General features: G+C 68.7%; 19 protein-coding genes, 2 tRNA genes and 2 pseudogenes. 8 read left to right on the top strand and 15 right to left on the bottom strand.

Features of this window, described 5'->3' with window-relative positions; translation table 11 throughout:
• Positions 1 to 316 precede the first annotated feature (316 nt).
• Together OG897_RS07330 and OG897_RS07325 are read left to right on the top strand one after the other, a co-directional pair.
• A pseudogene (locus OG897_RS07330) lies at positions 317 to 877 on the top strand (hypothetical protein); the annotation flags it as partial.
• A 143-nt stretch (positions 878 to 1,020) separates the two neighbouring features.
• Positions 1,021 to 2,607, top strand: a complete 1,587-nt coding sequence (locus tag OG897_RS07325; RefSeq protein ID WP_266654003.1) for an NADH-quinone oxidoreductase subunit NuoF family protein — start codon at positions 1,021 to 1,023, stop codon at positions 2,605 to 2,607.
• A 77-nt stretch (positions 2,608 to 2,684) separates the two neighbouring features.
• On the opposite strand, the gene OG897_RS07320 is transcribed toward OG897_RS07325, so the two are convergent.
• A tRNA-Ala gene (locus OG897_RS07320) sits at positions 2,685 to 2,757 on the bottom strand.
• A gap of 158 nt (positions 2,758 to 2,915) precedes the next feature.
• On the opposite strand from OG897_RS07320, the gene OG897_RS07315 reads away from it, so the two are divergent.
• Positions 2,916 to 4,235 (top strand): glycosyltransferase 87 family protein, encoded by a 1,320-nt coding sequence (locus OG897_RS07315; RefSeq protein ID WP_266654001.1) that lies wholly within the window; start codon positions 2,916 to 2,918, stop codon positions 4,233 to 4,235.
• On the opposite strand, the gene OG897_RS07310 is transcribed toward OG897_RS07315, so the two are convergent.
• The 7 genes from OG897_RS07310 to OG897_RS07280 all read right to left on the bottom strand — a co-directional run bounded on the left by OG897_RS07310 (position 4,214) and on the right by OG897_RS07280 (position 8,583).
• A complete protein-coding gene (locus tag OG897_RS07310) occupies positions 4,214 to 4,447 on the bottom strand; it encodes a hypothetical protein (protein ID WP_185026367.1) in 234 nt (77 codons plus the stop codon). The two genes, OG897_RS07315 and OG897_RS07310, sit on opposite strands and share 22 nt — an antisense overlap.
• Before the next feature lie 109 nt (positions 4,448 to 4,556).
• Positions 4,557 to 4,629 (bottom strand) — tRNA-Ala (locus OG897_RS07305).
• Between the two features lie 134 nt (positions 4,630 to 4,763).
• A complete protein-coding gene (locus OG897_RS07300; protein WP_266656637.1) occupies positions 4,764 to 5,438 on the bottom strand; it encodes a histidine phosphatase family protein in 675 nt (224 codons plus the stop codon).
• A complete protein-coding gene (gene rsfS / locus OG897_RS07295; protein WP_266653998.1) occupies positions 5,435 to 5,884 on the bottom strand; it encodes a ribosome silencing factor in 450 nt (149 codons plus the stop codon). Before rsfS ends, OG897_RS07300 begins: the two co-directional genes overlap by 4 nt.
• Positions 5,885 to 5,984: 100 nt before the next feature.
• Positions 5,985 to 7,682 carry a LytR C-terminal domain-containing protein gene (locus OG897_RS07290; RefSeq protein ID WP_323187998.1) on the bottom strand — a complete coding sequence of 566 codons (1,698 nt, stop codon included), beginning with the start codon at positions 7,680 to 7,682 and terminating at the stop codon, positions 5,985 to 5,987.
• Between the two features lie 41 nt (positions 7,683 to 7,723).
• A complete protein-coding gene (gene nadD, locus OG897_RS07285; RefSeq protein ID WP_266653996.1) occupies positions 7,724 to 8,365 on the bottom strand; it encodes a nicotinate-nucleotide adenylyltransferase in 642 nt (213 codons plus the stop codon).
• Positions 8,366 to 8,415: 50 nt separating this feature from the next.
• Positions 8,416 to 8,583 carry a hypothetical protein gene (locus OG897_RS07280; protein ID WP_266653994.1) on the bottom strand — a complete coding sequence of 56 codons (168 nt, stop codon included), beginning with the start codon at positions 8,581 to 8,583 and terminating at the stop codon, positions 8,416 to 8,418.
• 220 nt (positions 8,584 to 8,803) lie between these two features.
• On the opposite strand from OG897_RS07280, the gene OG897_RS07275 reads away from it, so the two are divergent.
• Positions 8,804 to 9,913: a M48 family metallopeptidase gene (locus tag OG897_RS07275; protein ID WP_266653992.1), complete on the top strand. Its 1,110-nt coding sequence runs from the start codon at positions 8,804 to 8,806 to the stop codon at positions 9,911 to 9,913.
• 55 nt (positions 9,914 to 9,968) lie between these two features.
• On the opposite strand, the gene OG897_RS07270 is transcribed toward OG897_RS07275, so the two are convergent.
• From OG897_RS07270 to galE, 6 genes are all read right to left on the bottom strand, one after another.
• Positions 9,969 to 11,162, bottom strand: coding sequence for a hypothetical protein (locus OG897_RS07270; RefSeq protein WP_266653990.1), 1,194 nt, complete (start codon positions 11,160 to 11,162; stop codon positions 9,969 to 9,971).
• A gap of 159 nt (positions 11,163 to 11,321) precedes the next feature.
• Positions 11,322 to 11,918, bottom strand: coding sequence for a hypothetical protein (locus OG897_RS07265; protein ID WP_266653988.1), 597 nt, complete (start codon positions 11,916 to 11,918; stop codon positions 11,322 to 11,324).
• Positions 11,919 to 12,074: 156 nt separating this feature from the next.
• A complete protein-coding gene (locus OG897_RS07260) occupies positions 12,075 to 13,358 on the bottom strand; it encodes a glutamate-5-semialdehyde dehydrogenase (RefSeq protein ID WP_266653986.1) in 1,284 nt (427 codons plus the stop codon).
• Positions 13,359 to 13,559: 201 nt separating this feature from the next.
• A complete protein-coding gene (locus OG897_RS07255) occupies positions 13,560 to 14,063 on the bottom strand; it encodes a hypothetical protein (RefSeq protein ID WP_266653984.1) in 504 nt (167 codons plus the stop codon).
• A gap of 171 nt (positions 14,064 to 14,234) precedes the next feature.
• Complete coding sequence (proB, locus tag OG897_RS07250) at positions 14,235 to 15,386, bottom strand: glutamate 5-kinase (RefSeq protein ID WP_266653982.1); 1,152 nt, start codon at positions 15,384 to 15,386, stop codon at positions 14,235 to 14,237.
• A 225-nt stretch (positions 15,387 to 15,611) separates the two neighbouring features.
• On the bottom strand, positions 15,612 to 16,586 hold the full coding sequence (gene galE, locus OG897_RS07245) for a UDP-glucose 4-epimerase GalE (RefSeq protein ID WP_266653979.1): 975 nt from the start codon (positions 16,584 to 16,586) through the stop codon (positions 15,612 to 15,614).
• A 206-nt stretch (positions 16,587 to 16,792) separates the two neighbouring features.
• On the opposite strand from galE, the gene OG897_RS07240 reads away from it, so the two are divergent.
• Both OG897_RS07240 and OG897_RS07235 read left to right on the top strand, forming a co-directional pair.
• Entirely contained in the window at positions 16,793 to 19,693 is a 2,901-nt protein-coding gene (locus tag OG897_RS07240; protein WP_266653977.1) for a CDP-glycerol glycerophosphotransferase family protein, read from the top strand.
• A complete protein-coding gene (locus OG897_RS07235; RefSeq protein ID WP_266653975.1) occupies positions 19,690 to 20,835 on the top strand; it encodes a glycosyltransferase in 1,146 nt (381 codons plus the stop codon). Before OG897_RS07240 ends, OG897_RS07235 begins: the two co-directional genes overlap by 4 nt.
• A gap of 78 nt (positions 20,836 to 20,913) precedes the next feature.
• Here OG897_RS07235 and OG897_RS07230 read toward each other — a convergent pair whose 3' ends face one another.
• Complete coding sequence (locus OG897_RS07230; protein WP_266653973.1) at positions 20,914 to 22,518, bottom strand: glycosyltransferase family 2 protein; 1,605 nt, start codon at positions 22,516 to 22,518, stop codon at positions 20,914 to 20,916.
• A gap of 396 nt (positions 22,519 to 22,914) precedes the next feature.
• On the opposite strand from OG897_RS07230, the gene OG897_RS07225 reads away from it, so the two are divergent.
• Both OG897_RS07225 and OG897_RS07220 read left to right on the top strand, forming a co-directional pair.
• Positions 22,915 to 23,130 carry a glycosyltransferase gene (locus OG897_RS07225; RefSeq protein WP_323188051.1) on the top strand — a complete coding sequence of 72 codons (216 nt, stop codon included), beginning with the start codon at positions 22,915 to 22,917 and terminating at the stop codon, positions 23,128 to 23,130.
• Positions 23,131 to 23,584: 454 nt separating this feature from the next.
• Positions 23,585 to 24,133: pseudogene (locus OG897_RS07220) on the top strand (CDP-glycerol glycerophosphotransferase family protein); the annotation flags it as partial.
• Positions 24,134 to 24,319: the final 186 nt, after the last annotated feature.

Genomic DNA, 24,319 nt, shown 5'->3' with positions numbered 1-24,319 from the left:
GGGCGCGGATGGGGTGCGAGGTTCCGGCGGATGCGCTGCAGGGTTCTCCGGCCTCGTACGGCCTTCCTCCGTCAGGTGCTGCGCGGACCGTACCCGTCCGCACTCCCCGGGCACTGGGGAACCACCAAACCCCCCTGTGCCCCGCACCACGCCGCCTAGCCTCCCGCCACGGGACCACATTCCCGAGCTTCCGGAGTCCTCGCCCATGAATCTTCGTCCGCGTGCGCACCACAAAGCGGCCGCACCGGCCGTACCACCGGCCCCGGGCCGACGGCCCTCCCGACGCGCGTTCCCCCGCCTGCTGTCCGTCCTCGCGCTGCCCGTGCCGCCTCTGGTCGCCGTCCTCGGCGACGACGGTCTCCGAGCGGCGCTCGACTTCACCACGGGTGTTCTGACCCTCGTGTCGTTGACCGCGTCCGTCGCCTGGGGCCTACTCGCCACCGACCGGCTGCTGCTGCGACCCCGGCACCGGCTGATCGCGCAGGGGGTACACCGTGTCACCGCGATCTCCTCCCTGTGCCTGCTCCTGCTGCACCTCACGGTCAAGGTCGCGCTCGGCCACGTCTCGCTGCTGGCGACCCTCGTGCCGTTCGCGGGCCGCCCCTCCGGCACGGCGGTTCTCGTCGGATTCGGCTCGCTGGCTGGAGTCCTGATGGTCGCGGCCGCCACGACGGGGGCCTTGCGCAGCGCGTTCGCGGCCCCCGGCCGTGTGCTGCCGGGGCGGTGGCGTGCGCTGCACATGCTGGCGTACCCCGCGTGGTGCTCGGCCCTGCTGCACGGCCTGTTCACCGGTCGGCCCGCCGCCGGGTGGGTCGTCGTGACGTACGCCCTGTGCCTGGCGTCGGTGACGGCGGTGCTGTGTCTTCGGCTGCTCCCCGAGCGCCTCAAGAAGAGCATCGTTGCCGGCGCGCTGGCCCCGCCGCGGCACGGGCCCGCTCCGCGCCGGCTTCCCCACGGCAAAGAGCCGCGCGCCGCTCTGCCCCAGCCCCGGCACGCGCGTACCCCTACAGGAGACCGCAGGTGAACGCCCGCAACGCTCCCCTTCCCGACGTCCCGCACGTCATCACCGTCGGACTTCCCCACCTCACCAGCGGCTTCGACACGGCCGCCCGCCTCGATCTCGCCACCCACCTGAAGGTGCACGGCCCCCTCGCCCCTGTTCCGGGCGATCGGCTGGCCGCTCTCGCCGAGGACATTTCGCTCCTCGGCCGGGGCGGCGCGGGTTTCCCGTTCGCCGGGAAGTTACGGGCCGTGGCCAAGGCGGCGGCCCGTCGCGGACTGCGCCCCGTCGTGGTCGTCAACGCCAGCGAGGGCGAACCGGCCTGCCGCAAGGACTCCGTGCTGGTCAACCGTGCCCCACACCTCGTACTGGACGGTGCGCTGCTCGCCGCGGAGGCGCTCGGTGCGCACACCCTCGTCGTCGCCGTGACCCGGGACTCCACAGAGGCGTCGATGCGGGACGCTTTCGACGAACGTGGCCTCACCGACCGCCGTATCCGCAACCGCGGTATCCGTGCCCGGATCGTGCGCACTCCCGAGCGCATGGTGTCCGGCGAGGCGTCCGCCGTGATACGCGCCGTGAACGGCGGTCCCGCGCTGCCTCCCGGCCGCCGCGAACGCGCCGCCGAGTCCGGTGTGGCGGGCGCTCCCACCCTGTTGTCCAACGCCGAGACGTTCGCGCAGCTCGCGGTGGCCGCCAGATTGGGCCCGCGTCGCTATACCCGTACCGGTGTTCCCGACGAGCCCGGCACCGTCCTCCTCACCCTCTCGGGTGCCGTTGCCCGCCCTCTGGTGGTGGAGGCCCCCTCCGGTGTTCCGCTGGGCTACGTCCTGCGGTTGGCCGGTGCCCCACCGCTCCCCCAGGGTGTTCTGACCGGCGGCTACCACGGCAGCTGGATCGACGCGTACGCCGCACACGACGCCGCCGTGTCCCGAGCCTCCCTGGCGTCGTTCGGCGGGGCCCTGGGTGCGGGTGCGCTGCTGCCGATCGGCCCGGAGACCTGCCCCCTGGGCGAGACGCTGCGCGTCGCGAACTGGCTGGCCGCCGAGAGCGCGGGCCAGTGCGGGCCTTGCAGGCTCGGACTGCCCGCTGCGGCCGGTGGGCTCTCCGACGTGCTGGAGGGGGGTGGCCAGGCCGCGTTGGAGGCATTGCGAGAGGTCACCCAGGCGGCGAAGGGCAGGGGTGCCTGCAAGCACCCGGACGGCTCGGTACGGTTCCTGCTGTCCGCCCTGAACGCCTTCACCGACGATCTGGCGGCGCACGTACTGGGTCCCGGCTGCGGGCGTCCTACGAGCGCCGTGCTGCCCCTGCCCGCCCCTGCACGGCGCGGAACCCACCCCACCGAGGGAGCGCCCAGCGGCGAGAAGCTGGAGGTCGACTGGACCCTGTGCCAGGGACACGGCCTGTGCGCGGACGTGGTCCCCGAGCTGATCCGTATGGGGCATGACGGCTACCCCGCCTTCGCGGACGCCTCGGTGCCCCTGCATCTGCACGACCGCGCCCGCCGTGCGGTACGCCGGTGCCCCGCCCTCGCCCTGCGCCTGGAGGAGTCCCCTGCCGGGCGTGCTCCCGCCGCTTCCCCCCAAGCCCCTGGAGCAGGGCAGTAATTGACAGCCACCAACAGGGCCTGCGTACGACAAAGAGGCGGGCCGTCCGATCGGACGGCCCGCCTCTTCTTTCACTGTGGAGCTAAGGAGAATTGAACTCCTGACCTCCTGCATGCCATGCAGGCGCTCTACCAACTGAGCTATAGCCCCGTGCTGTGCACTTCGTGTCGTTTTCCGTGGTTTCCCCCGGCGACATCGCCAACTTTAGACGGTGCATCGCCGCATCACCAAATCCCTTTCCACGCCCTCTCGCAGCAGGCACACCATCCACCCAGCCACACCCCTAAGTGACGGTACGGTCACCTTCCGTGAGTACATCTCGGTTCGTAACCCCTGCTCTCGCACACAACGATCGCGCACGACCTCCGGCTGTCGTCGCCGGAGCGGTCTGCCTTCTTTCCTTCGCCACCTTCTGGGCCGCTCAACGCTTTGCCCGGGTATCGATGATCGACCTGACCGTCTATCGCGCGGAGGGAGCGACGGTGCTGTCCGGCGGGGACCTCTACGCGATGCGCGTCACTGCCGCGAACCTTCCGACGACGTACCCACCCTTCGCGGCACTGCTGTTCACCCCGCTGTCGCTGTCGGACCTCAACTTGCTGCGTGTCCTGGCGACGGCCGGCAACCTCGCCCTGCTGGTGGCTCTGGTGCACCTCTCCCTCCGGCTGGCCGGAGGGAGCCGCCCGAAGGCCGCACTGTGGTCGGCCGCGGCGGCCGTCTGGTGCGAGCCCGTGTGGACGACGTTGCGGTACGGGCAGATCAACCTCGCCGTCGCAGTCGCCGTCCTGTGGGACCTGACACGCAAGGAGGAGCACCGGTGGGCAGGGGTGGGCATCGGGCTCGCCACGGCAGTGAAAATCACCCCCGGGCTCTTCGTCGTCTTCCTGCTGCTGGCCGGACTGTCCCGGGGGCGACGGGCAGGTGCGTATCGCGACGATCCTTGGCTGCGACAGGCCGCGGTCGCTGTCGTCGCGTTCCTCGCCGCGACGGTCGGCTCGGCCGTACTACTTCCCCGCGACTCCCACACCTTCTGGACCCGGGCCCTCTTCGATTCATCCCGAGTCGGCAACATGGAGGACACCGCCAACCAGTCTCTGGGCGGCGTCCTGGCCCGTCTCCTGCACACAGGCGCACCCGGGGCGTGGTGGGGCGCCGTCGCCGCGCTCGTCGCCGTAATGGGGCTGTACACGGCCGTGGACGCCGCCCTACGCGGTGACCGTGCCCGCGCCGCCCTGACGTGTGCGGTGACGGCCCTGCTGATCAGTCCGATCTCGTGGTCACATCACTGGGTGTGGTGCGTGCCGCTGATCGCCTTCCTCGCCGTGCGAGCGGCGGGGGAAGGACGTGGCCGCAAGGCAGGAGCGTGGACGGCGGGCGCCGTCTTCTTCTCGTACGCACTGTGGGCGGTTCCGCACGGCCGCCATGGGCGTTCCGAACTCGATCAGGATCTCGGCCAGTTCGTCCTGTCCGCGAGCTATCCCGTGGTCGGACTGGCCTTCGTCCTCGCGGGCTTCGGTCTCACGAACTTCGCCAGGACGTACATGCCGGGAGGACGCGACTCCTGGGACGCGCACGCTACGCACGCACATGCAACGGGCGAAAAACGTCAGGCCCGCGCGAAGGAGTAGAAGCGCTTGAGGGTGCAGTGCTCGTCGAGCAGACGGCCGTAGATGGGCTCGCCCTCCAACTCTCGGTACGTCTCGATCGGATCGCCTTTTATGATCAGCGCCCGCGCGCACTCCTCACACCAGTACTGGTACTCGGAATTGACCGGTTCCATGTCGCGAACGATCGGTGTGCCGCTGCCGCACCAGTCACACTTCCGCCTGTGTGCGCCCATCGTCCCCTCCCCTTCGGCGGCCGCCCCCTCCGGCCGTCGATTCTGTCACGGCTCCGCAAGAGGGACAGCAAAAAGATCCCGCCCCCAGACGGGGACGGGATCTTGATTGTGGAGCTAAGGAGAATTGAACTCCTGACCTCCTGCATGCCATGCAGGCGCTCTACCAACTGAGCTATAGCCCCGCGTGTTCCCGGTGCTGCGGGGGTGTTTCCCGCTCTGCGCTGCGAACAAGAAGAACTCTAGCCTGTGACCTGCCGGAAAGTGAAATCCAGGTCGGTCACCTCTCCCGGAGGTGCCGGGAGGCCCCAGGGACGGCTCAGTCGTCGTCCCCGAGCACGGGCTCCGGGAGGGTCCCGGCGTTGTGCTCCAGGAGCCGCCAGCCGCGGGCGCCCTCGCCGAGGACGGACCAGCAGCAGTTAGTGAGTCCGCCCAGCCCCTCCCAGTGGTGCGACTCCAGCCCGAGAAGGCGGCCGATGGTGGTGCGGATGGTGCCGCCGTGGCTGACGACGACGAGGGTGCCGCCGTCGGCGAGCTTGTCGGCGTGCGCCAGGACTACCGGAGCTGCCCGGTCGGCGACCTCGGTCTCCAGTTCACCGCCGCCGCGCCGGACCGGCTCGCCACGCTTCCAGGCGGCGTACTGCTCGCCGTACTGCGTGACGATCTCCTCGTGCGTGAGGCCCTGCCAGGCGCCCGCGTACGTCTCGCGCAGACCGGCGTCGTGCGTCACGTCGAGCCCCGTGAGGGCGGCCAGCTCGGCGGCGGTGGCCGCGGCCCGCTTGAGGTCGGAGGCCACCATGGCGTCCGGCTTCAGCGAGGCCAGCAGACGTGCCGCACGGCGGGCCTGCGCCACTCCCGTTTCGGTCAGCTCGATGTCCGTACTGCCCTGGAAGCGGCGCTCCAGGTTCCAGGAGGTCTGGCCGTGCCGCCACAGGACGATGCGACGGCCACGGTTGCTCCCAGCTGCGCGCTGCCGTGCCCCTGTGCCGTTCAGAACGCGTCTCCGTCCAGGTCTCCGTCCCGCTCGCCGGCAGGGTTCAGCTTGGCGTGCTCCTCGGCCTTGCCGCGGGTCTTCACCGCGTCGTCGGGCAGAGCGATCTCGGGGCAGTCCTTCCACAGGCGCTCCAGCGCGTAGTAGACGCGCTCCTCGCTGTGCTGGACGTGCACCACGATGTCGACGTAGTCGAGGAGGATCCAGCGGGCCTCGCGGTCGCCCTCGCGGCGGACCGGCTTGGCGCCGAGCTCCTTGCTGAGCTTCTCCTCGATCTCGTCGACGATCGACTTGACCTGGCGGTCGTTGGGCGCGGAGGCCAGCAGGAAGGCGTCCGTGATGGACAGCACATCGCTGACGTCGTACGCGATGATGTCGTGCGCGAGCCGGTCGGCTGCCGCCTGGGCGGCAGCGTTGATGAGCTCGATGGAACGGTCAGTGGCGGTCACTAGCAGGCTTTCGTCGGCGGTCGGTGATTACCACAAGGGTCTCACGTACTGCTGACATGCCCCGCCGGAGTTTTCCGGCGGGGCATGCGCCGCCGTCCGGCTACCTGCGTCGTTCGGGAACCTTGTAGTCCTGGCCCAGGACGACGGCGACCTCCGCGTTCGGCGCGGCCACGCCCTTGGAGACGGCGGTCTGCGGCAGTCCCAGGGTCTTGGCGACCTCTTCGGCCGTCGACTTCTGCGCGACGTCGGCGTACGTGACCTTCGAGGTGGTCGCCTTGGTCGTCTTGCCGCCGTCGGCGAAGGTGTACCCGCCGTTGACCAGTGCGACCCGTGCGGCTTCGGCTGCCGTCGGCTTGCCGGTGGCGTTGCGCACCCCCACACGCACGGCGGCACCCTGCTCCGGGGCGGTGGCGGTGCCTCCGAGGACGGTCTTGACCACGGTGTCGGACTCGCTGACGCGCCCGTCCGAGCCGACCGGCAGAAGCACCGTCTTGTAGGCGCCCTTCTTCGCATGGGCGGCGAGCTTGGCCAAGGACGTGGCGAGCGACTGCTCCGGCAGCGACGGGTCAAGAATCATGCCGAGCGTCCGGACGGTGACGAGTGCGGTGTCCGGCCGGTCGGAGAGCTTCTTCAGGATGCCCTGCATGACGGCGCCGAAGCGGGCGAGCTGTTTGGCCTCGGGCTCGCCCGGTGCACGGTAGGTGGCGTAGGCCACAGCCATGTTGCCGCTGAGGTTCTGCCCCTTGCCCTGCTTCACGAGGGGTGTCCCGCCCTTCTTCGTGTCGGGCACGGCGGTGTCGGTGTCGATCTCGATGTTGCTGACCTGCTCGACGAGGTTCTCCAGGTACGGGGTGTCGAGCCGCCAGGTGCCCTCGATGCGGGTGCCGAGTGCTGTGCCGAGGGACTCGCGGGTGCCGGAGGCCCCGTCGTCGTTGACGGACTTCGCGAGGGTGGTGGCGACCCCGTTGTCGTCGGAGACATTGAGGGTGTTGGGCAGCAGCACGGTAGTGCCCTGCCCGGTGCTGGTGTTGTCGACGAGCAGCACTGTCGACGTCGCGCTGCGGTCCTTGACGTCGTGCAGGTGCAGGGCGATCACATCGCGCTTCTGGGCGCCTGTCGCGACGGGGCCGCCGCTCTTCTCGGAGGACATGCCGGGCAGCTTGTCCGTGTACCAGAGGTAGCCGACGCCGCCCACGACGACGAGCGCGAGGGCGACGCCGAGGGCGACGACACGGGAACGTCCACGCCGTTTGGCCTCTTCGCGTCGCTCCGTGCGGCTCTCGGTGAACTTCAGCCAGTCGATGACGTCTTCGGAGTTCTCGTCCGGCTCTTCGACGAAGGAGAACTGCTCGGTGGCGTACTCGGGTGTGCCGGGGCGTCGCGTGGGCGGCAGCGTCTCTTCGACGGCCTCGGTGTCGGGCGACGGGGGCTGACGGGCCTGCGGGGGCTCCGGGGCGGGAGCCTGCTGCGGGATCCACTGCTGCGGCGGCACTTGTTGCTGTCCGGTGTCGTATCCGTACTGCTCCGGGATCTGCTGCTGCGGAGCCTGGGGTGCGTACGGGTCGAACTGGGCGGTCTGCTGGGACGGTTGCGCGTAGGCGTCGTATCCGTACGCCTGCTGCTGGGACTGCTGCTGCGCCGCGTAGGGGTCGTAGCTCTGCTGTGGCTGTGGCGTCTGCGCCTGCGCGGTCTGCTGGTACACCGGCTGCCCGTACGCGTCGTAACCGATGATCTCCGGCTGCGGCTGGGCGTAGGGGTCCTGCGCGTAAGGGTCGTACGGGTTCTGGCGGTCGTTCACCGGTGCCCCATTTCCGTGCTGCTGCTCAGTGCCGTGTGCCGTCAGTCGCGGTACAGCTCGCGCTTGTCGATGTAGCGCACCACGCCGTCGGGCACCAGGTACCAGACCGGGTCGCCGCCACGCACGCGCGCACGGCAGTCCGTCGAGGAGATCGCCAGGGCGGGCACCTCCACCAGGGACACACCGCCTTCGGGCAGCCCGTCGGACGTGAGGTCGTGTCCGGGGCGGGTGACGCCGATGAAGTGGGCGAGGGCGAAGAGTTCCTCCGCGTCGCGCCAGGTGAGGATCTGCGAGAGGGCGTCCGCGCCGGTGATGAAGAACAGGTCGGCATCCACGTTGAGGGAGCGCAGGTCCCGCAGGGTGTCGATGGTGTACGTCGGGCCCCCGCGGTCGATGTCGATGCGGCTGACGGAGAACTGCGGGTTGGAGGCGGTCGCGATGACCGTCATCAGGTAGCGGTCCTCGGCGGGAGTGACCAGCTTGTGGCTCTTCTGCCACGGCTGTCCGGTCGGTACGAACACCACCTCGTCGAGATGGAACAGCGCGGCCACCTCACTGGCGGCCACCAGGTGGCCGTGGTGGATCGGGTCGAACGTGCCGCCCATGACGCCGATGCGGCGCTTGCCCGTGCCGTCCGCGCTGATGCCACCGGCCGGACCGGTAGGCGTTACCTGCTCTCCCATGCGTGCAGACCCTACTGGCCCGTCTGTCCGGCCCGGTCCCCCGGTCCGGTTCAGCGGTCCCGGTTGAAGCGGGTGGTGATCCACAGCAACAGCATGAGCGCGATGAAGGCGCCGCCGCCGGTGACGAGGGGGCTGAGGGAAGCGTGCTCGTCAACGTGCCCGCCGGCTTCACCGGAGGCGAGGGTCACGAGCTGGGACGCGGTCTGGTGGAGGCTCATCTTCGGCGGACCTATCGGGAGACGGAGGGGAGACTTCTGCAACATCGTATGCGCCGGGGGCGGGCACACTCACGCCGACTCAGTCGTTGAGCGGATATCGGCCCCTGGGCAACCGGTCCGGGCGGGGCCGCGTCAGCAAGGAGAGGGCCTCCGACGCTCCCCTCTACGCTGGGGCCGTCCGGGGGACGGGACACGTCTCGTACGAGAGCAGGGGTCATTCATGACAGACGGCAATCACGAGCAGGGACGGGACAACGGGGAGGACGGCGGGCACGAGAACCTGCCCGGTCGGCAGCGCCGGCGGTTCCCCGGAATTTCCTCGCGGGCGTACGAGCACCCGGCGGACCGGTCCGCCCTGGTGGCACTGCGCAAGCTGAGCGGTTTCGACACGGTGTTCAAGGCGCTGAGCGGACTGCTGCCGGAGCGAAGCCTTCGGCTGCTGTTCCTGTCCGACTCGGTACGGGTGAGCGACGAACAGTTCGCCCACCTCAACTCGATGCTGCGGGACGCCTGTTACATCCTGGACCTGGAGAAGGTTCCGGCGATGTACGTCACGCAGGATCCGAAGCCCAACGCGATGTGCATCGGTCTCGACGAGCCGATCATCGTGGTGACGACAGGTCTGGTGGAGCTCCTCGACGAGGAGGAGATGCGGGCGGTCGTCGGCCACGAGGTGGGTCACGCACTGTCCGGGCACTCGGTGTACCGGACGATCCTGCTGTTCCTGACGAGTCTGGCGCTGAAGGTGGCGTGGATTCCGCTGGGCAACATCGCGATCATGGCGATCATCACGGCGCTGCGCGAGTGGTTCCGCAAGTCGGAGCTGTCGGCCGACCGGGCGGGGCTGCTGGTGGGACAGGACCTCCAGGCATCCATGCGCGGACTGATGAAGATAGCGGGCGGCAACCACCTGCACGAGATGAACGTGGACGCGTTCCTCAAGCAGGCGGAGGAGTACGAGGCGGGCGGCGATCTGCGCGACTCCGTCCTGAAGATCCTGAACGTTCTGCCGCGTTCGCACCCGTTCACCACGGTGCGGGCGGCGGAGCTGAAGAAGTGGTCCGAGAGCCGCGAGTACCAGCGGATCATGGACGGCCACTACCCGCGGCGGGACGAGGACAAGGACACCTCAGTGACGGATTCCTTCAGGGAGTCCGCAGCGCACTACGCGGACACCGTGAAGACCAGCAAGGACCCGCTGATGAAGCTGGTCGGAGACATCGCGGGCGGCGCGGGCGACCTCGGAGGCAAACTCCGGGACAAGTTCACCGGCAGTTCGGGGTCGGGTTCCGGCAAGGGCGGTTCCGAGGGGAACGGCTCCGGGGCCTGAGCGACGTACCGGTCCGGCGCGGCCCGAGGGCCCGTCCGGACCGGTGTGTGGCGGATCAGGCAGGGGGCCCGGACGGTTGCGCCGCGGCGGCGAGGGTGCCGCAGAGCATTCCGGTCGCCGCCCCCGTGGCGTACGGATCGATGGCTGACGCGGTGGGGGTGGCGGGGGCCGAGGGCGTGCCCGTGGAGGCCGCAGGGGCCTGAGGCGCAGCCTCGGGAGCCTTCTCGCGCCTCTGGGGAGCCTTTCCCGGGTCCGGGGCCCGCAGGCCCGCCAGCAGGGGCTGCCAGGCGCGTTCCGCTCCCGGTGCTCCGCATGCCTGCGGGCCGGCGAGGGTGGACGAGGCGAGGAGTTCCGTACGGTGCCTGCGCAGGTCCTCCGCGTCGTACCGGAAATGCAGTTCGCGGCGGACGGTGAACAGCGAGGCCGCTTCGGGTCGTTCGGCGCCCTTCTGGGCGGCGGCCCTGAGCGGGTAGACGAAGGTGTGGTCGGTGGTGACGTCGAGGAGGTCCGGGCCGAGTTCGACGGCGCGCAGGGCTCCGCTGGCGCGTGCCGCGCCCGCCAGTGCCACCTTCCCCGGGTCGAAGCGGACCAGCCATCCTGATGCCTGTGCACCGGGTGCCGTAGGGGTGTCGAAGGCGGCGTCGAACTGGTCCTGCTGATCGGGGTCGAGCAGGAGACGCACCGGGCGGACCGCCCCGCCGGTGAGGACCTCGGGGTCGAGGGAGGACTGCACCAGGTAGTCCTTGGCGATGGTAAGTGCGGCCTGCACCTGGCTTTCGGAGAAGTGCTGGGTGCCTCGGGCCACGGGAAGCTGGATGCCTTCGGCGCCGGTGCGGAACTGGGCGGCAGGGCTGTGCAGGAAGAGTTCGGCGGGTTCCCCGCCGGGCACCCGGCCGACGGGGGCCAGGGGGACGACGGTCACGCGCAGGGCTTCGGGGTGGTGTTCGGAAGCGGGCTGGACGGGGGTGCGCACGCCCATGTAGACGGCGGTGGCGAAGGCGAGGACGACGAGCAGCACGAGGAGCAGTACCTGAGGGCGCCCGTTGCGCGCGGCCGGGGGAGGCGGCGCGGGTGGGAGCGTCCGGACGGCGGGCGCGTGGTCCGCCGCCCGTTCCGTTGCGGAGTACTCCTGGAGCCGGGCGGCGCGGACGAACGATTCGTCGAATACGACGGACCGGTAGTCGTCGTCACCACTGTTGGGGGTGCCCTCGGGCGGGGTGCCCTCGGGCGGGTCCGATCGACCTGCCATCGCTTCTCCCTGAGCCCTACGGTGGGGAGAGAGTCTCCCTTTCAGAGTAGGTCGCGAGAAGCGAAGGTAAACGCCCCGGTACGACAGAATTTCAGCGGAAGTTCCGTCATTCTGAGCGGCGTTGAAGGTTTGGCGAGGGATTCTTCGGATCCGGCGGATTCACGGTGTGCGGGGTTGCGCGGAAACGGCCGGAGCCGTGTATTCCGCCGATGCCGACGGGCCGTTGCCGGGGGTGCGGGGAAGAGTGGCGTCGACGCCACTTGTGCTGGCGGGTGCGGGCACCTGTCCGTCACGGCTGCCGGAGGCGCCCCGGTACACGGCGGCGAAGGCGAAGGCCACCATGCCGATGCCCATCAGCAGGGCGAGCATCCAGGCGACGGGCCGGTGCCAGCGGGAAGAATTGCGGTACGGACGCAAGGCGCCTCCGTACGGCCCGTAGGGGCCGGGGAAGGCGGGGTTGCCGTAGCTGTCGTAGCCGCCGCCCCTGTCGCCGTAGGGGACCGTTCCGTCGCGCGTCTCGTACGGAGCGTCGCCGTCAGGCGGCATCCCGCCCGCCCAGGCACGGGCGGCGTCCGCCTCCGCACGCGCTTCGGCGGCCGCCAACAGGCGTTCCACCGCGCTCGGTTCATGAAATTCGGCGGCTTTGACGAAGTCCTCGTCGAATACCACGGAGGCGAAGTCCTCGTCCGCGCCCCCGCGGTCGTCGTCAGGTTCCCAGCCATCCGAGAACGGCTTGCCCTCCACGTCGTCCGGCACTCATTCAGCGTAGACCCGAGCGGTCGTTTTGGGCAGAGAACGGACAGAGGACACGAGGGCGTCCGACGACGCGCGAACGGCACGACAGCGCGAGGGAGCGCGTGTGACAGTGCGCGCGAACGTGCACGAGGGCGCGAGGGAGTGCGTGCGACAGTGTCAGCGAATATGGCCGTCGCCGGTGACGATGTACTTGGTGGACGTGAGTTCCGGCAGTCCCATCGGTCCGCGCGCGTGCAACTTCTGCGTGGAGATGCCGATTTCGGCACCGAAGCCGAACTGCCCGCCGTCGGTGAAGCGGGTCGAGGCGTTCACCGTGACCGTCGTCGAGTCGACGAGCTGGGTGAAGCGCCGGGCTGCCCCCTGCGAGGTGGTGACGATCGCCTCGGTGTGACCGGAGGACCAGCGCCGGATGTGCGCGACGGCGCCGTCCAGGGAGTCCACCACGGCTGCCGCGATGTCGTACGACAGGTACTCGGTCTCCCAGTCGGCTTCGACGGCCGGTACGACGGTGGCCTTCGAACCTTCGGCATGCGCGAGGACACCTGCGTCGGCGTGCACGGTGACACCGGCCTCCGCGAGGGCGTCCAGGGCGCGCGGCAGGAAGGCGTCGGCGATGTCCTTGTGCACGAGGAGCGTCTCGGCTGCGTTGCAGACGCTGACACGGTGTGCCTTGGAGTTGATGAGGATGTCGACCGCGGTGTCGAGGTCGGCCTGTGCGTCGACGTACACGTGGCAGTTGCCGGTGCCGGTCTCGATGACCGGGACGGTGGACTCCTCGACGACGGTACGGATGAGGGAGGCGCCCCCGCGCGGGATGAGCACGTCGACCAGACCGCGGGCGCGCATCAGCTCCCGTACGGAGTCGCGGGACTCCCCCGGGACGAGTTGCACCGCGTCGGCGGGCAGCCCGGCTTCTTCGAGGGCGTGCCGCACGACACCCACCAGGGCGGTGTTGGAGGAGTAGGCGGAAGAAGAGCCACGCAGCAGTACGGCGTTTCCGGACTTCAGGCACAGGGCGGCAGCATCGACGGTGACGTTGGGGCGTGCCTCGTAGATGATGCCGACGACGCCGAGGGGGACGCGCACCTGCCGCAGGTCGATGCCGTTGGGGAGGGTGGAGCCGCGCACCACTTCACCGACCGGATCGGGCAGGGCCGCCACGTCGCGCACGTCGGCGGCGATGGCACGCACGCGCTCGGGAGTGAGGGTGAGCCGGTCGACGACCGATTCGGCGGTACCCGCCGTACGGGCGCGGTCCACGTCCTCCGCGTTGGCCGCGACGATCTCCTGAGTGCGGGCGAGGAGGGCGTCCGCGACGGCCAGGAGGGCGGCGTCCTTCGCCGCGCGCGGGAGCGGTGCGAGCACGGCTGCGGCCTCACGGGCGCGGGAGGCGGCGGCGAGGACCGGGGAGCGGTCGGCGGGGGCGGTGTGCTGGGTCATGGGGGCAGCGTAATCCGGTGCCTGTGGGGAGCCGGGCGGTGTTTCGGAGGCCGAGACGGCCCCCTGCCCCCGGACGGCAGTGGCGGGTGGGCATCAAGGTGCCCCATGTCGCGTGGGTACCCCCTTTGCCCACGTCACGGAACCGCTTCTGGATTCCGTTCCCGCCCCCCTGGGGCCACTGCCGGTGGGCTGCGTCGTAGATCAGTACGGGTGCACGCCCACCGGGGCAGCCGGGGGTGGTCCGTATCCTTCCGCGACGCGCTGGTGGTAGGTGTGGCGGTCGATGACTTCGAGGCCGACGATCTCCCAGGGCGGCAGTTTCGCGGTGGACCGGTGCTCGCCCCACAGACGCAGGGCGACGGCCGCCGCGTCGTGCAGGTCCCGAGCCTCTTCCCAGTAGCGGATTTCCGCGTGGTCACCGGCGTAACGGCTGGTGAGCAAGAAGGGATGGTCGTGCGCGAGCTGTTCGAGGCCGCGTCTGACCTCGGCGAGCGGGGCCTCGGCGCCGGAGACGCTGAGGGTGATGTACCAGAGGCGTGACACCTCGGGGTCCTGTCGCCGGGTTGGCCGGGGCTGCCGGTCGGGCTCGGTCTCCCGGCCGTCGCGGTTGTCGCCGCCGTCGTCGAAGTCAGCGCCCGCCCCGACGCTCGTCAGGGCTCGCTCGGCTGTCCCTCGGGGCGTAGCCCCTGGGCGCGCTCGTCTCACCGGCGGCCTCCTGATGCGTTTGTGTGCTGTACCCCCGCAACAAAGTTGACCAGTCCCGGGCCGGTTGCGGGCGGTTTTCCCGAAGGTCTCCACCGAGAGGCTGGACTTTCGGCCGTTTCGTGGACGCCTGGTGCGCATCTCGAATTGCTTGAGCGACCGCTCAACTAACTGTCAGTGGTGGAGCAGTACCAGGTCGTCGCGGTGCACGACCTCACGTTCGTACGCGGGTCCGAGTTCCTTGGCGAGGTCGCGGGTGGAGCGGCCGAGGAGTTGCGGGAGTTCCTTGGCGTCGAAGTTGACCAGTCCGCGGGCGACGGCGCGGCCAGTGCTGTCGCGCAGTTCCACAGGGTCGCCCGCGCCGAACTCTCCTTCGACGGCGGCGATGCCCGCGGGCAGCAGCGAGGTGCGCCGCTCGACGACGGCCCGTACCGCCCCGTCGTCGAGGGTGAGTGCACCCTGCGGGGTGGAGGCGTGCGCGAGCCACAGGAGGCGGTCGGCGCTGCGTCTGCCGGTGCGGTGGAAGTAGGTACCGGTGTCGCGCCCCGCGAGAGCGTCAGCGGCGTGAGTGGCGGAGGTGAGGACGACGGGAATGCCGGCGGCGGCGGCAATGCGGGCGGCCTCGACCTTGGTGACCATGCCGCCGGTGCCGACGCCCGCTTTGCCGGCGCTGCCGATCTCGACGTGAGCGATGTCGTCGGGTCCGGTGACCTCCGCGATGCGGGAGGTGTGGGGCTTGGCCGGATCTCCGTCGTACAGACCGTCGACGTCCGAGAGAAGGACCAGGAGATCGGCGCGCACGAGGTGGGCGACGAGGGCGGCGAGCCGGTCGTTGTCGCCGAAGCGGATCTCGTCCGTGGCGACGGTGTCGTTCTCGTTGACGATCGGCAGGGCACCCATGGCCAGCAACTGGTCGAGAGTGCGGTAGGCGTTGCGGTAGTGGGCGCGGCGGCTGGTGTCGGTACTGGTGAGCAGGACCTGGCCGACACGGACGCCGTAGCGGGCGAAGGAGGCGGTGTAACGGGCGACGAGGAGCCCCTGGCCGACGCTGGCTGCGGCCTGCTGGCGGGCGAGGTCCTTGGGGCGCTTCTGGAGGCCGAGGGGAGCGAGCCCTGCGGCGATGGCACCGGAGGAGACGAGGACGATCTCGCGGGCACCGCCGCCGCGCGCCTTCGCGAGGACGTCGACGAGGGCGTCGACCCGGTCGGCGTCGAGTCCGCCCGCGGCGGTGGTCAGCGACGAGGAGCCGATCTTGACGACTACTCTGCGTGCCTCGCCGACACCCTGCCTGGCGTCCTGACCCGGTCGTGCGCTTGCCCCTGCCACGTTCGTGCATCCCCTTGGTTCGCCTGCGCCGTGCCGCGCGCCGCTTCTCGCGTGCGGTCACCGTGTCCCGTGTCCGCGGCTCCCGTGTGCCGGGTCCGCGGGGGTTTCCCGCAATGTACGTGAGGGCCGTGGTGCGGTGCTCGGGAGTTCCGGCCCCCGGACGCGACGACGGCGGGTCCCGGACTTCTCCGGGACCCGCCGTCAACGTACGGGAGGTACGGGTGGTCAGCCCTGCGGGTGGCGGTGCCGCCAGCCCGCCCACGCCGACTCGACCATGTCGCGTACGTCGTAACGGGCTTCCCAGTCGAGTTCGGTGCGGATGCGGTCGGCTGCGGCGACGACGCGGGCGGGGTCTCCCGCGCGGCGCGGGGCCACCTCGGCCTTGACGTCCTGGTGGCCGCTGACCTCGCGGATGACGTCGATCATCTCGGCGACGGAGACGCCTGCGCCCTTGCCGATGTTGAGCACCAGGCGGGCCTCGGGGTCGGCGACCAGCTTGTGGGCTGCGGCGACGTGTGCGGAGGCGATGTCGGCGACGTGGATGTAGTCGCGGACGCAGGTGCCGTCGGGGGTCGGGTAGTCGTCACCGAAGATCAGTGGGGACTTACCTGCGTCGATGCGCTCGAACACCATGGGGACGAGGTTGAAGACGCCGGGGTCGCCGAGTTCGGGCGAGGCGGCACCCGCGACGTTGAAGTAGCGCATGCAGGCGGTGGCCATACCGTGCGCCTTGCCGACGGCCTGGACCATCCACTCGCCCGCGAGCTTGGTCTCGCCGTAGGGGCTCATGGGAAGGCAGGGGGTGTCCTCGGTGACGAGGTCGACGTCGGGCATTCCGTAGACGGCGGCGGAGGAGGAGAAGACGAAGTGCTTGATTTCGGCGGCGACGGACGCTTCCAGAACGGTCTGGAGACCGACCACGTTCTCTCGGTAGTAGAACAGGGGCTGTTCCACGGATTCGCCCACCTGCTTCTTGGCGGCGATATGCACCACACCGGTGACACCGTGCTTCTTCAGTACGTCGTCCAGGAGCGCACGGTCGAGCACCGAGCCGCGTTCCAGGGGAACACCGGAGGGAATCCGCGCCTCCGACCCCGTACTCAGATCGTCAAGGACCACAACGCTTTCCCCGCCATCGGCGAGAGCCTTTACCACGTGTGAACCGATGTATCCCGCACCGCCAGTTACCAGCCAAGTCATAGAGGCACTATACAGAGGCGCTTTGATCACTGATCGGGGCATCTCTGGGCAGGGGATCAGGGGCTTCACCCATGGGCTAGCCTGGCGAGGACTGTCGAAATCCTTCAAGATCCTTCAAGGCTCATCAGTTGGCCGTCCCTCGCATACCCGCAGTTGTGAGGGGTCAGTAATCAAAACGTACCGAGGACGTGAACACAGAGGTGGCCTTGTCAAGCCCGTCTCCCTCGCCGGACAGCCTCCCGACGACCGTGCCGGACATCAGTGTTGTGGTCATCGTCTACAACGATGCCAAGCGGTTGCCGACGGCCGTGCAGTCGGTCCTGGACCAGACGTTGCACAACGTCGAAGTGATCATCGCGGACGACTGCTCCACGGACGATTCGTACACCGTGGCCAGGAATCTCGCGTCCGAGCACCCACAGCGGGTCCGGGCGATCCAGCTGGAGGAGAACAGCGGCGGCTGCGGTGAACCGCGCAACCAGGGCATCGCGGTGGCGCGCGGCCGCTACGTGATGTTCCTCGACAGCGACGACACACTCGAACTCAACGCCTGCCGCAACATGCTGGAGGCCGCCGAGACCACCGGTGCAGATCTGGTGTCCGGCCTGTGCCTGCGCGTGCACGTCGACAGCAGACACGGCAAGACGACCGAGTGGTACCGCTGGCTGTACAACTCCACGCGCACGATCGACTCCGTCGCGGAACTGCCAGACCTGCTGGTGTTCGACACCCTGTCGACCAACAAGTGCTACCGGCGCGAATTCCTGATCGAAAGCAATCTCGCTTTCCCCAAGGGGATTCATTACGAGGACCTGCTTTTCTCTGCCCAGGCATATCTGGCAGCCTCCCGCATTACCTTGATTCCGAATACTGTTTACTTCTGGAACGTGGTCGAGAAGACCGAGAAGAAGTCGATCAGTAATCGCCGCAACGAAATCAATAATTTCGCCGACCGAGTGGAGATCCACCGGCGGATCGACGAAATTCTCAAGTCCCGCTCGATGGGCGACCTGAAGCTGCACAAGGACATCAAGTTCTTGAAGCACGACCTGGTCCTCTACCTGCGCGAACTGCCGTTCCTCGACGACGACTACCGGCACGCCTTCGCCGAGATGGCCCGGGAGTACGTCCAGTCCTTCGCCCCCGAGGCGTACAACGAGTTGCACCCCGCCCACGCCATCTGCGCGTACCTCCTCCTCCAGGAGGACTGGGACAACCTGATGCCGGCCATCGACATGCTCCTGAACCGGAGCAAGCTCGCGGTGCCGCTGGTGGAGAAGGACGGAAGGATCTACTGGTGCGAGGAGCACTTGGAGGATCCTCACGCCCGCGCCCTGCTCGACGTCACCGACCTCGGCTACCACACCAGGCCGGTGGACAAGCTGGACCTGCGCAACAGTCTCACCGGATACACCGAGCGCCCCACCGTCGTGGAGCTCGCCGGGGCGATCGTCAACCCGCTGCAGAAGATCGGTCCGGATGCGAAGCTGTCCGCCGAGATCGTGCTCAAGGCACGCCGCGCAAGCCTCCAGACGTTCCACTTCCCCGTCCGCAGCGTGCGCGTCGACGGCGACAGGGTGCGCTGGGAGGCCGCCCTGCCGCTGGCAAAGGAACTGCGTCCTCTGGGCATCGTCGACGACGTGTGGAATGTTCGGCTGCACCTGAAGGTCGACGGGAAGTTGACGGTGAACGCAATCACCGTCGGCAACACCGACATCGAACGCACCGGCATCATCACCGTCAAGCCGCGGCTGACGCGGCTGGCGGGCGACCGCATAGAGGCGGAAGTCTCCGGACGCGGTCACCTGGCGTTCCACCTCGTGCAACACAGCACGGCGTCCCAGAAGACGCGTGCGCTGATCCAGAACAACATGGACAGTCTGCCCGCGCGGATCGCCAAGACCACGTACCGCAAGGCCCGCGACGTGCGCAAGGAGCTCAACTCCGGCGCCCGCAAGATCGACGGCTATCACCGCATGATCAAGGCCCTGCCCGTCCGCAAGGGCACCGTGGTCTTCGAGAGCCACCTGGGCAAGCAGTACAGCGATAGTCCGCGCGCCCTCTATGAAGAGCTCAAGCGCCGTAACGCCCCCATCCACGCGATCTGGTCGTACGCGGGCGCGAAACCCAACGGCTTCCCGGACGACGTGGAACTGGTCAAGCGCTGGTCCTGGAAGTATCTGAGGGCGCTCGCGCAGGCCGAGTTCTGGATCGACAACCAGGGCTTCCCCCTGAAGCTGGCCAAACGCCCCGAGACGACGTACATCCAGACCTGGCACGGGTCCGCGCTCAAGCGCATGGGCTTCGACGAGCCGAGCTACCGGCTGATGTCGGAGACGGAACAGGCTTCTTACCAGAAGTCGCTGGACCGCTTCGACCACTTCGTGGTCCGTACCGAGCACGACGTGCGCACCCTTGCGCGCGCCTACCGCATGCCGGAGAGCAAGCTGCTGCGCACCGGGTACCCGCGCAACGACGCCCTGGTGAAGGGGCGCGACGCGACGGGTGAGAGCGCGCAGGTGAAGGACCTGAAGAAGCGGTTGGGAATTCGTCCCGGGCTGCCTGTCGTGCTGTACGCGCCGACGTTCCGGGCCAATGCCCAGGGCAAGGTGCAGAAGTTCGAGTTTCCCTTCTCCGTCGAGGAGTTCGCGGAGCGGTTCGGCGACACGTTCACGCTGCTGGTGCGCACGCACTACCTCAACCAGGTGGCGCTGCCTCCGGCGATGGCGGGGCGGGTCGTCAACGTCTCGGACGAACCCGACATCACCCCGCTGCTGCTCGCGTCGGACGCGCTGATCACGGACTACTCGTCGGTGATGTTCGACTTCGCTCTGCTTCAGCGGCCCATGGTGTTCTTCGCGTACGACTGGGAGGAGTACTCCCAGGACATCCGCGGCACGTACTTCAATCTCGTGGAAACGGCACCGGGTCCGGTCCCGCGCACCGAAGAGGCGCTGTTCACGGTGCTGGACGACCTTGACGGCGTACGCGCGCAGTACGGCCCGCAGGTGAAGGAGTTCGTGGACCGGTACGGCGAGTACGACCACGGTGACGCTGCCGCGCAGATCGTGGACAAGTTCTTCGGAGGAGAGGGCCGGAGCCGATGACTGGACGCGACATCTTCTTCGTGGCCAACGAGGTCGACGAACTCGGCGGTGTGGCCCGCTGGCAGACGCAGATGGCTTCGCTGCTGGCGGAGCGGGGACACCGAGTCACTGTCGTCGGCATCGCACCCGCCGAGGTCGCCATGGACCTCGGGGAGGACCCGCCGTACGAGACGGTGACGCTGTACGACCGGCGTCCGGTCGGCCGCAAGGCGGTACAGGGGCTGCGCGGCACGGTCGACGTGGCCGCACGGCTCCACAACTCCCGCCGGGAGGCCGGGATACTGGAGAAGTCCGCGAAGTTGTCGCACATGTTCCGCACCGCCGCACCGGGCGCGATGATCGTCGTGACGCAGGTATGGGCGATGGAGTGGGTCGAGCTGGCCGACACGGCGGGACACCCGGTCATCGGGATGAGCCACGAGAGCTACGAGTACTCCCGGCAGTCCTCACGCTTCGGCCGGGTCGCTCAGCACTACAAGGACATCGACCGGCTTCTGCTGCTCACGCAGGAGGACGCCGACCTGTGGGCGGTGAAGGGCCTCAACAACGTGGGGTTCATGCCCAACCCGCTGCCGATGATGCCCGAGACGGTCTCTCCGCGTACGGAGAAGACAGTCGTCAGCATCGGGCGGCTCAGCCACCAGAAGGGTCTCGACATACTGCTCGACGCCTGGGCGGAGGCCGCTCGGCAGATGCCGGGTTGGACGCTGAAGCTGTACGGCGCGGGCGAGCTTGAGCAGTCGCTCAAGAAGCAGGCCACGGAGCTGGGCCTGGACGATTCGGTCGAGTGGGCCGGGCAGACCCGGGACGTGGTCGGGGCGCTGCACGGGGCCTCGGTGTTCGTGCAGTCCTCGCGTGGCGAGGGCTTCCCGCTGGCGCTGCTGGAGGCCATGGCGTGCGGGGTGCCGTGTGTGGCCTTCGACTGTGCGCCGGGCGTGCACGAGATCGTCCAGGACGGTGTGGACGGGCTGCTGGCGCGTCCCGGCAACACTCCTGAGCTTGCCCGGCAGCTGGTGCGGCTGATGCAGAACCAGGAGTTGCGGGACCGGATGGGCGACCTCGCCCGGGAGAACGTACAGCGGTACTCGCCCGAGTCGATCACTCAGCGGTGGGAGGAGCTCTTCGAGTTCCTGGAGCGCTGAGGTTCCTGGAAAGCTGAGCGCGAAGACACGAGGGGGGCTCCCGGACCTAGGGTCGGGAGCCCCCCTCTTCTTTGGTGTTCAGCGGGCCAGCAGCCGCTGGAGGCGGCGGCGGACCACGTCCAGCATTCCGTGCACCCCACCGGCGATCCGCACCATCAGGGCCCCCCGTGGCGTCACGTGCACCTGGACGAGCAGGGGGCGTCCCAGACGCGGTACGACCCTGCGGCGGGCCACTCCGGGGTGGGCGGCACGGACTTCGGCGGGGATGCGCTCGCCCCCCGCACACACCACGTCGGCCTGCACCCGCCAGGACACCAGGCGGGCGGCGTCGGTCAGGTCCTTGGCGGTCACCTCGAAGGCGGCCTGCCAGCTGTCCGCGGTGCGGCGCAAGGGCTGTTCGCGGATCTTCGCGGGGAGGGCTTCGCGTTGGTCGGTCAAGCGCAGTACGACCCGTTTCGGGTCCAGCGGGCCGAGCAGGCCGTGGAGTTCCGGGATCGTCAGGGTGAACCCGAGCGTGCGCCCCACGAACGCGGTTCCGTTGACGGTCACCGGGAGCTTGTGCGGGGGCAGTGCCGTGAGTCCGTCGAGCAGCACCTCGGGCTGCCGACCGGACAGCACGGGCTCACCTGCCGCGTTGGTGTACGGGGGCGGCAGGAGGCAGGGAGGCTGCGCCGCCAGGCCCATGACCCTGTCCAGCTCGACCGGCTGCTCCCAGGCCGTCAGGGAACGGGCCAGCCAGCGGGACGGGGCTTCGGCTGCCTCGTACGCGGCGTCATCGAAGCCCGCGAGGTAGGTACGGGCATGCGCCCACCAGCCGGCCCGGTAGTCGGGTGCGCGCTGGGCGAGTTCCCGTACGTACATGGGCAGGTCGTAGTCGAGAAACTTGGTCTGGGCGGCGACGGCGAGAGCGTCCTGTCCTGCCGTGCGGAACACCTCGACGACGCGGCGGTGGGCCTCCACCCGGTGTTCCCAGTTGGCGAGGGTGGCACGGCGCAGGGAGATCGACAGGGCGGCGTCGGCGCGGCGGACATGCCAGACGTAGACAGGGGTGTCGATGACCGCCATACGAGGGGCTGCCGCGTACACCTTCGCGGTGAAGACGAAGTCCTCGTAGTGGAAGGCGCCGTCGGGGAAGACGGCTGCGTGTTCAGCGAGGAAGTCGCGTCGGTAGAGCTTGTTGACAGAGAGGGTATCGATAAGGAACTCGGGGTGGGCGGTGATGCCTTTGAGGACAGTGCCCGGCAGGGTTGCACCGGCGGTGGTGTCGTAGAGGGCGGGCGCCCATACGGTGTCGTGTTCCTCGGGGAGTTCGCGGCGCACGCACTGTCCGGCAACGACGTCGATGCCGGGGGCGGCTTCGGCGAGGAGCGCGTCGGCGGCACCCTCCGGATAGACGTCGTCGCTGTCCAGGAACATCACATAGGGGAAGGCAGCTGCGGAGATGCCGTCGTTGCGGGGGCTGCCGCAGCCCCCGCTGTTCTCTGTCCGGTGCAGGGGGCGCACCCGGGGATGCCGTGTGGCGAGGGCGTCAACCGCTTCGCGGGTGCCGTCGGTGGAGGCGTCGTCGACGACGATCACTTCACCGACAGCGTCTCCCTGAGCAAGGGCCGACTCGACAGCCGTGGCGATGCGGTCCGCGTCGTTGTAGACGATGACGACCACGGTGATCTGTGCGGGTTGCACCCTGATGCTCCTCAATGATGTCGCACCGGCCGTGCCGACCGGACTCTCCGCGCGCCGCTGCCCCGGGAGACCCGCCTCAAACTCCGGTGCAACCAACGTCACAGGCCGGTGGCCACCCCTGGGTCCTCCAGGGTAGACGCCTCACACCCCGACTTCCGCTTCACCGTATTTGACCGGACTGTCAGCACCGCCCTGGAACCCCTCACCCAGGCGGCCGCAAAGCGAACGTCTGCTCCCGCTTGTCTTCACTCAGCACTGACAACACCCGTCGAACTGCCGAACACGCCAGCCTCACAGCACGACCGGCACCCCGGCATGCCGTGCACGCTGCTTACGAACAGATGTAGAACGCCTCGATTGAACCTTGTTGTCCCCACGTACAACATTTAGGGATACATACACAAATACCTCGGCTCTGTCCTGCACCAGGACTTCACCGACTTCGAGATCCTGGCGGTCGACGACTGCTCGCCCGACGCGTCCGGTGCGATCCTGGACGAGTACGCCGCGCTCGACCCGCGCGTGCGGGTCCTCCATCTCGCCGAGAAGGCCATCCGCAACCGGCTGCACCCCCACCTGAAGAAGTCCGAGCCCTCCGGCGCCTTACGCTGACCCTTCACCCCAAGCTCCTCGACCTGCTTCAGGTCGTATGGAACAAGGCGTACCACCGCGAGTTCATTCAGGCCCAGGACTTCACGTTCCCACCCGGCTACCACGAGGACGCCCCCTGGACGTTCTGTTCGCTGATGGCGGCGGAATCGATCGCCACCCTGTGCCACGCCCGTGTGCACTACCGGCAGCGCCGCGAGGGCGGCAACATCCCGCGCACGACGAACCGCAAGCACTTGGACGTCGGTGTCGCTGCGGGTCTCCAACCACAAGAGCGGCAAACAGTACGTATACACGGTGGTGCTGGAACCAACTGTCGGTGGCCGACGGTTATCTGCAGTTCTCCGGCCGTCCGCTGGGGGCCAAGCTGACGCGGGCAGACTGGCGCGAAGGGCGTTAGTTGCTTCCTCTCCGGCACCTCGCCCGCGGACCTGACCGATCCTGAGCTGGTACTGAGGGCACTGACCTGGAGCACCTTTGGCTGGTCCGGGACAGTCAACTGGGGCTGCCGGACACCTTGAAGAGGGTGCCGTTCTGGTGCACCGAGTGGTTCGAGGCTCTGGCGCTCTGCAAGTACATCGTCACCAGCGCGCACCTGCCGCACTGGGTGGAACACCGTCCGGGCCAGGTGATCGTGCAGACCTGGCACGGCACGATGCTCCAGCGCATCGGTTTTGGACATCGACGGGCCGGTGGTCGAGACCTGATACCCGCGCAACGACTATCTGTACACGCCCGACCGTGACGTACGCGTCAAGGAGATCCGGGAGAAGCTGGACCTTCCGGAGGACAAGAAGGTCGTCTTGTACGCACCGCCGTGGCGCGACGGCCTGTCGCACGACAGGGGCCAGTTTCGTCTCGATCTTTCGTCTTCGACGTGTTGAAGTACCCGGACATCGCGGATCTGTATCTGGTGTCGGACGTACTGATCACCGACTATTCCTCCGTGATGTTCGACTTCGCGCCCACGCGGCGCCCGATGCTGTTCTTCACGGCTGATCGCGACGTCCGAGGAATTTGATGAGGGCGGTGCGCGAGGTGGACGACGGCAGGGCTGCGGCTCGGGTCGCGGACCACACGTTCGAGGCCGATACGGACCCGCGTCACGAGGACGTACGGAGAGAGCGCATGGAAAGGGGGCGTTGCTCCAAGAGTTTCGCTCTTGGAGCAACGCCCCCTTTTCAACGCGTCA

It is taken from the genome of Streptomyces sp. NBC_00237 (assembly GCF_026342435.1).
Lineage (GTDB): Bacteria > Actinomycetota > Actinomycetes > Streptomycetales > Streptomycetaceae > Streptomyces.
Note: the sequence above shows the minus strand (reverse complement) of the source record. Positions and strands in the feature narration are given on the sequence as shown.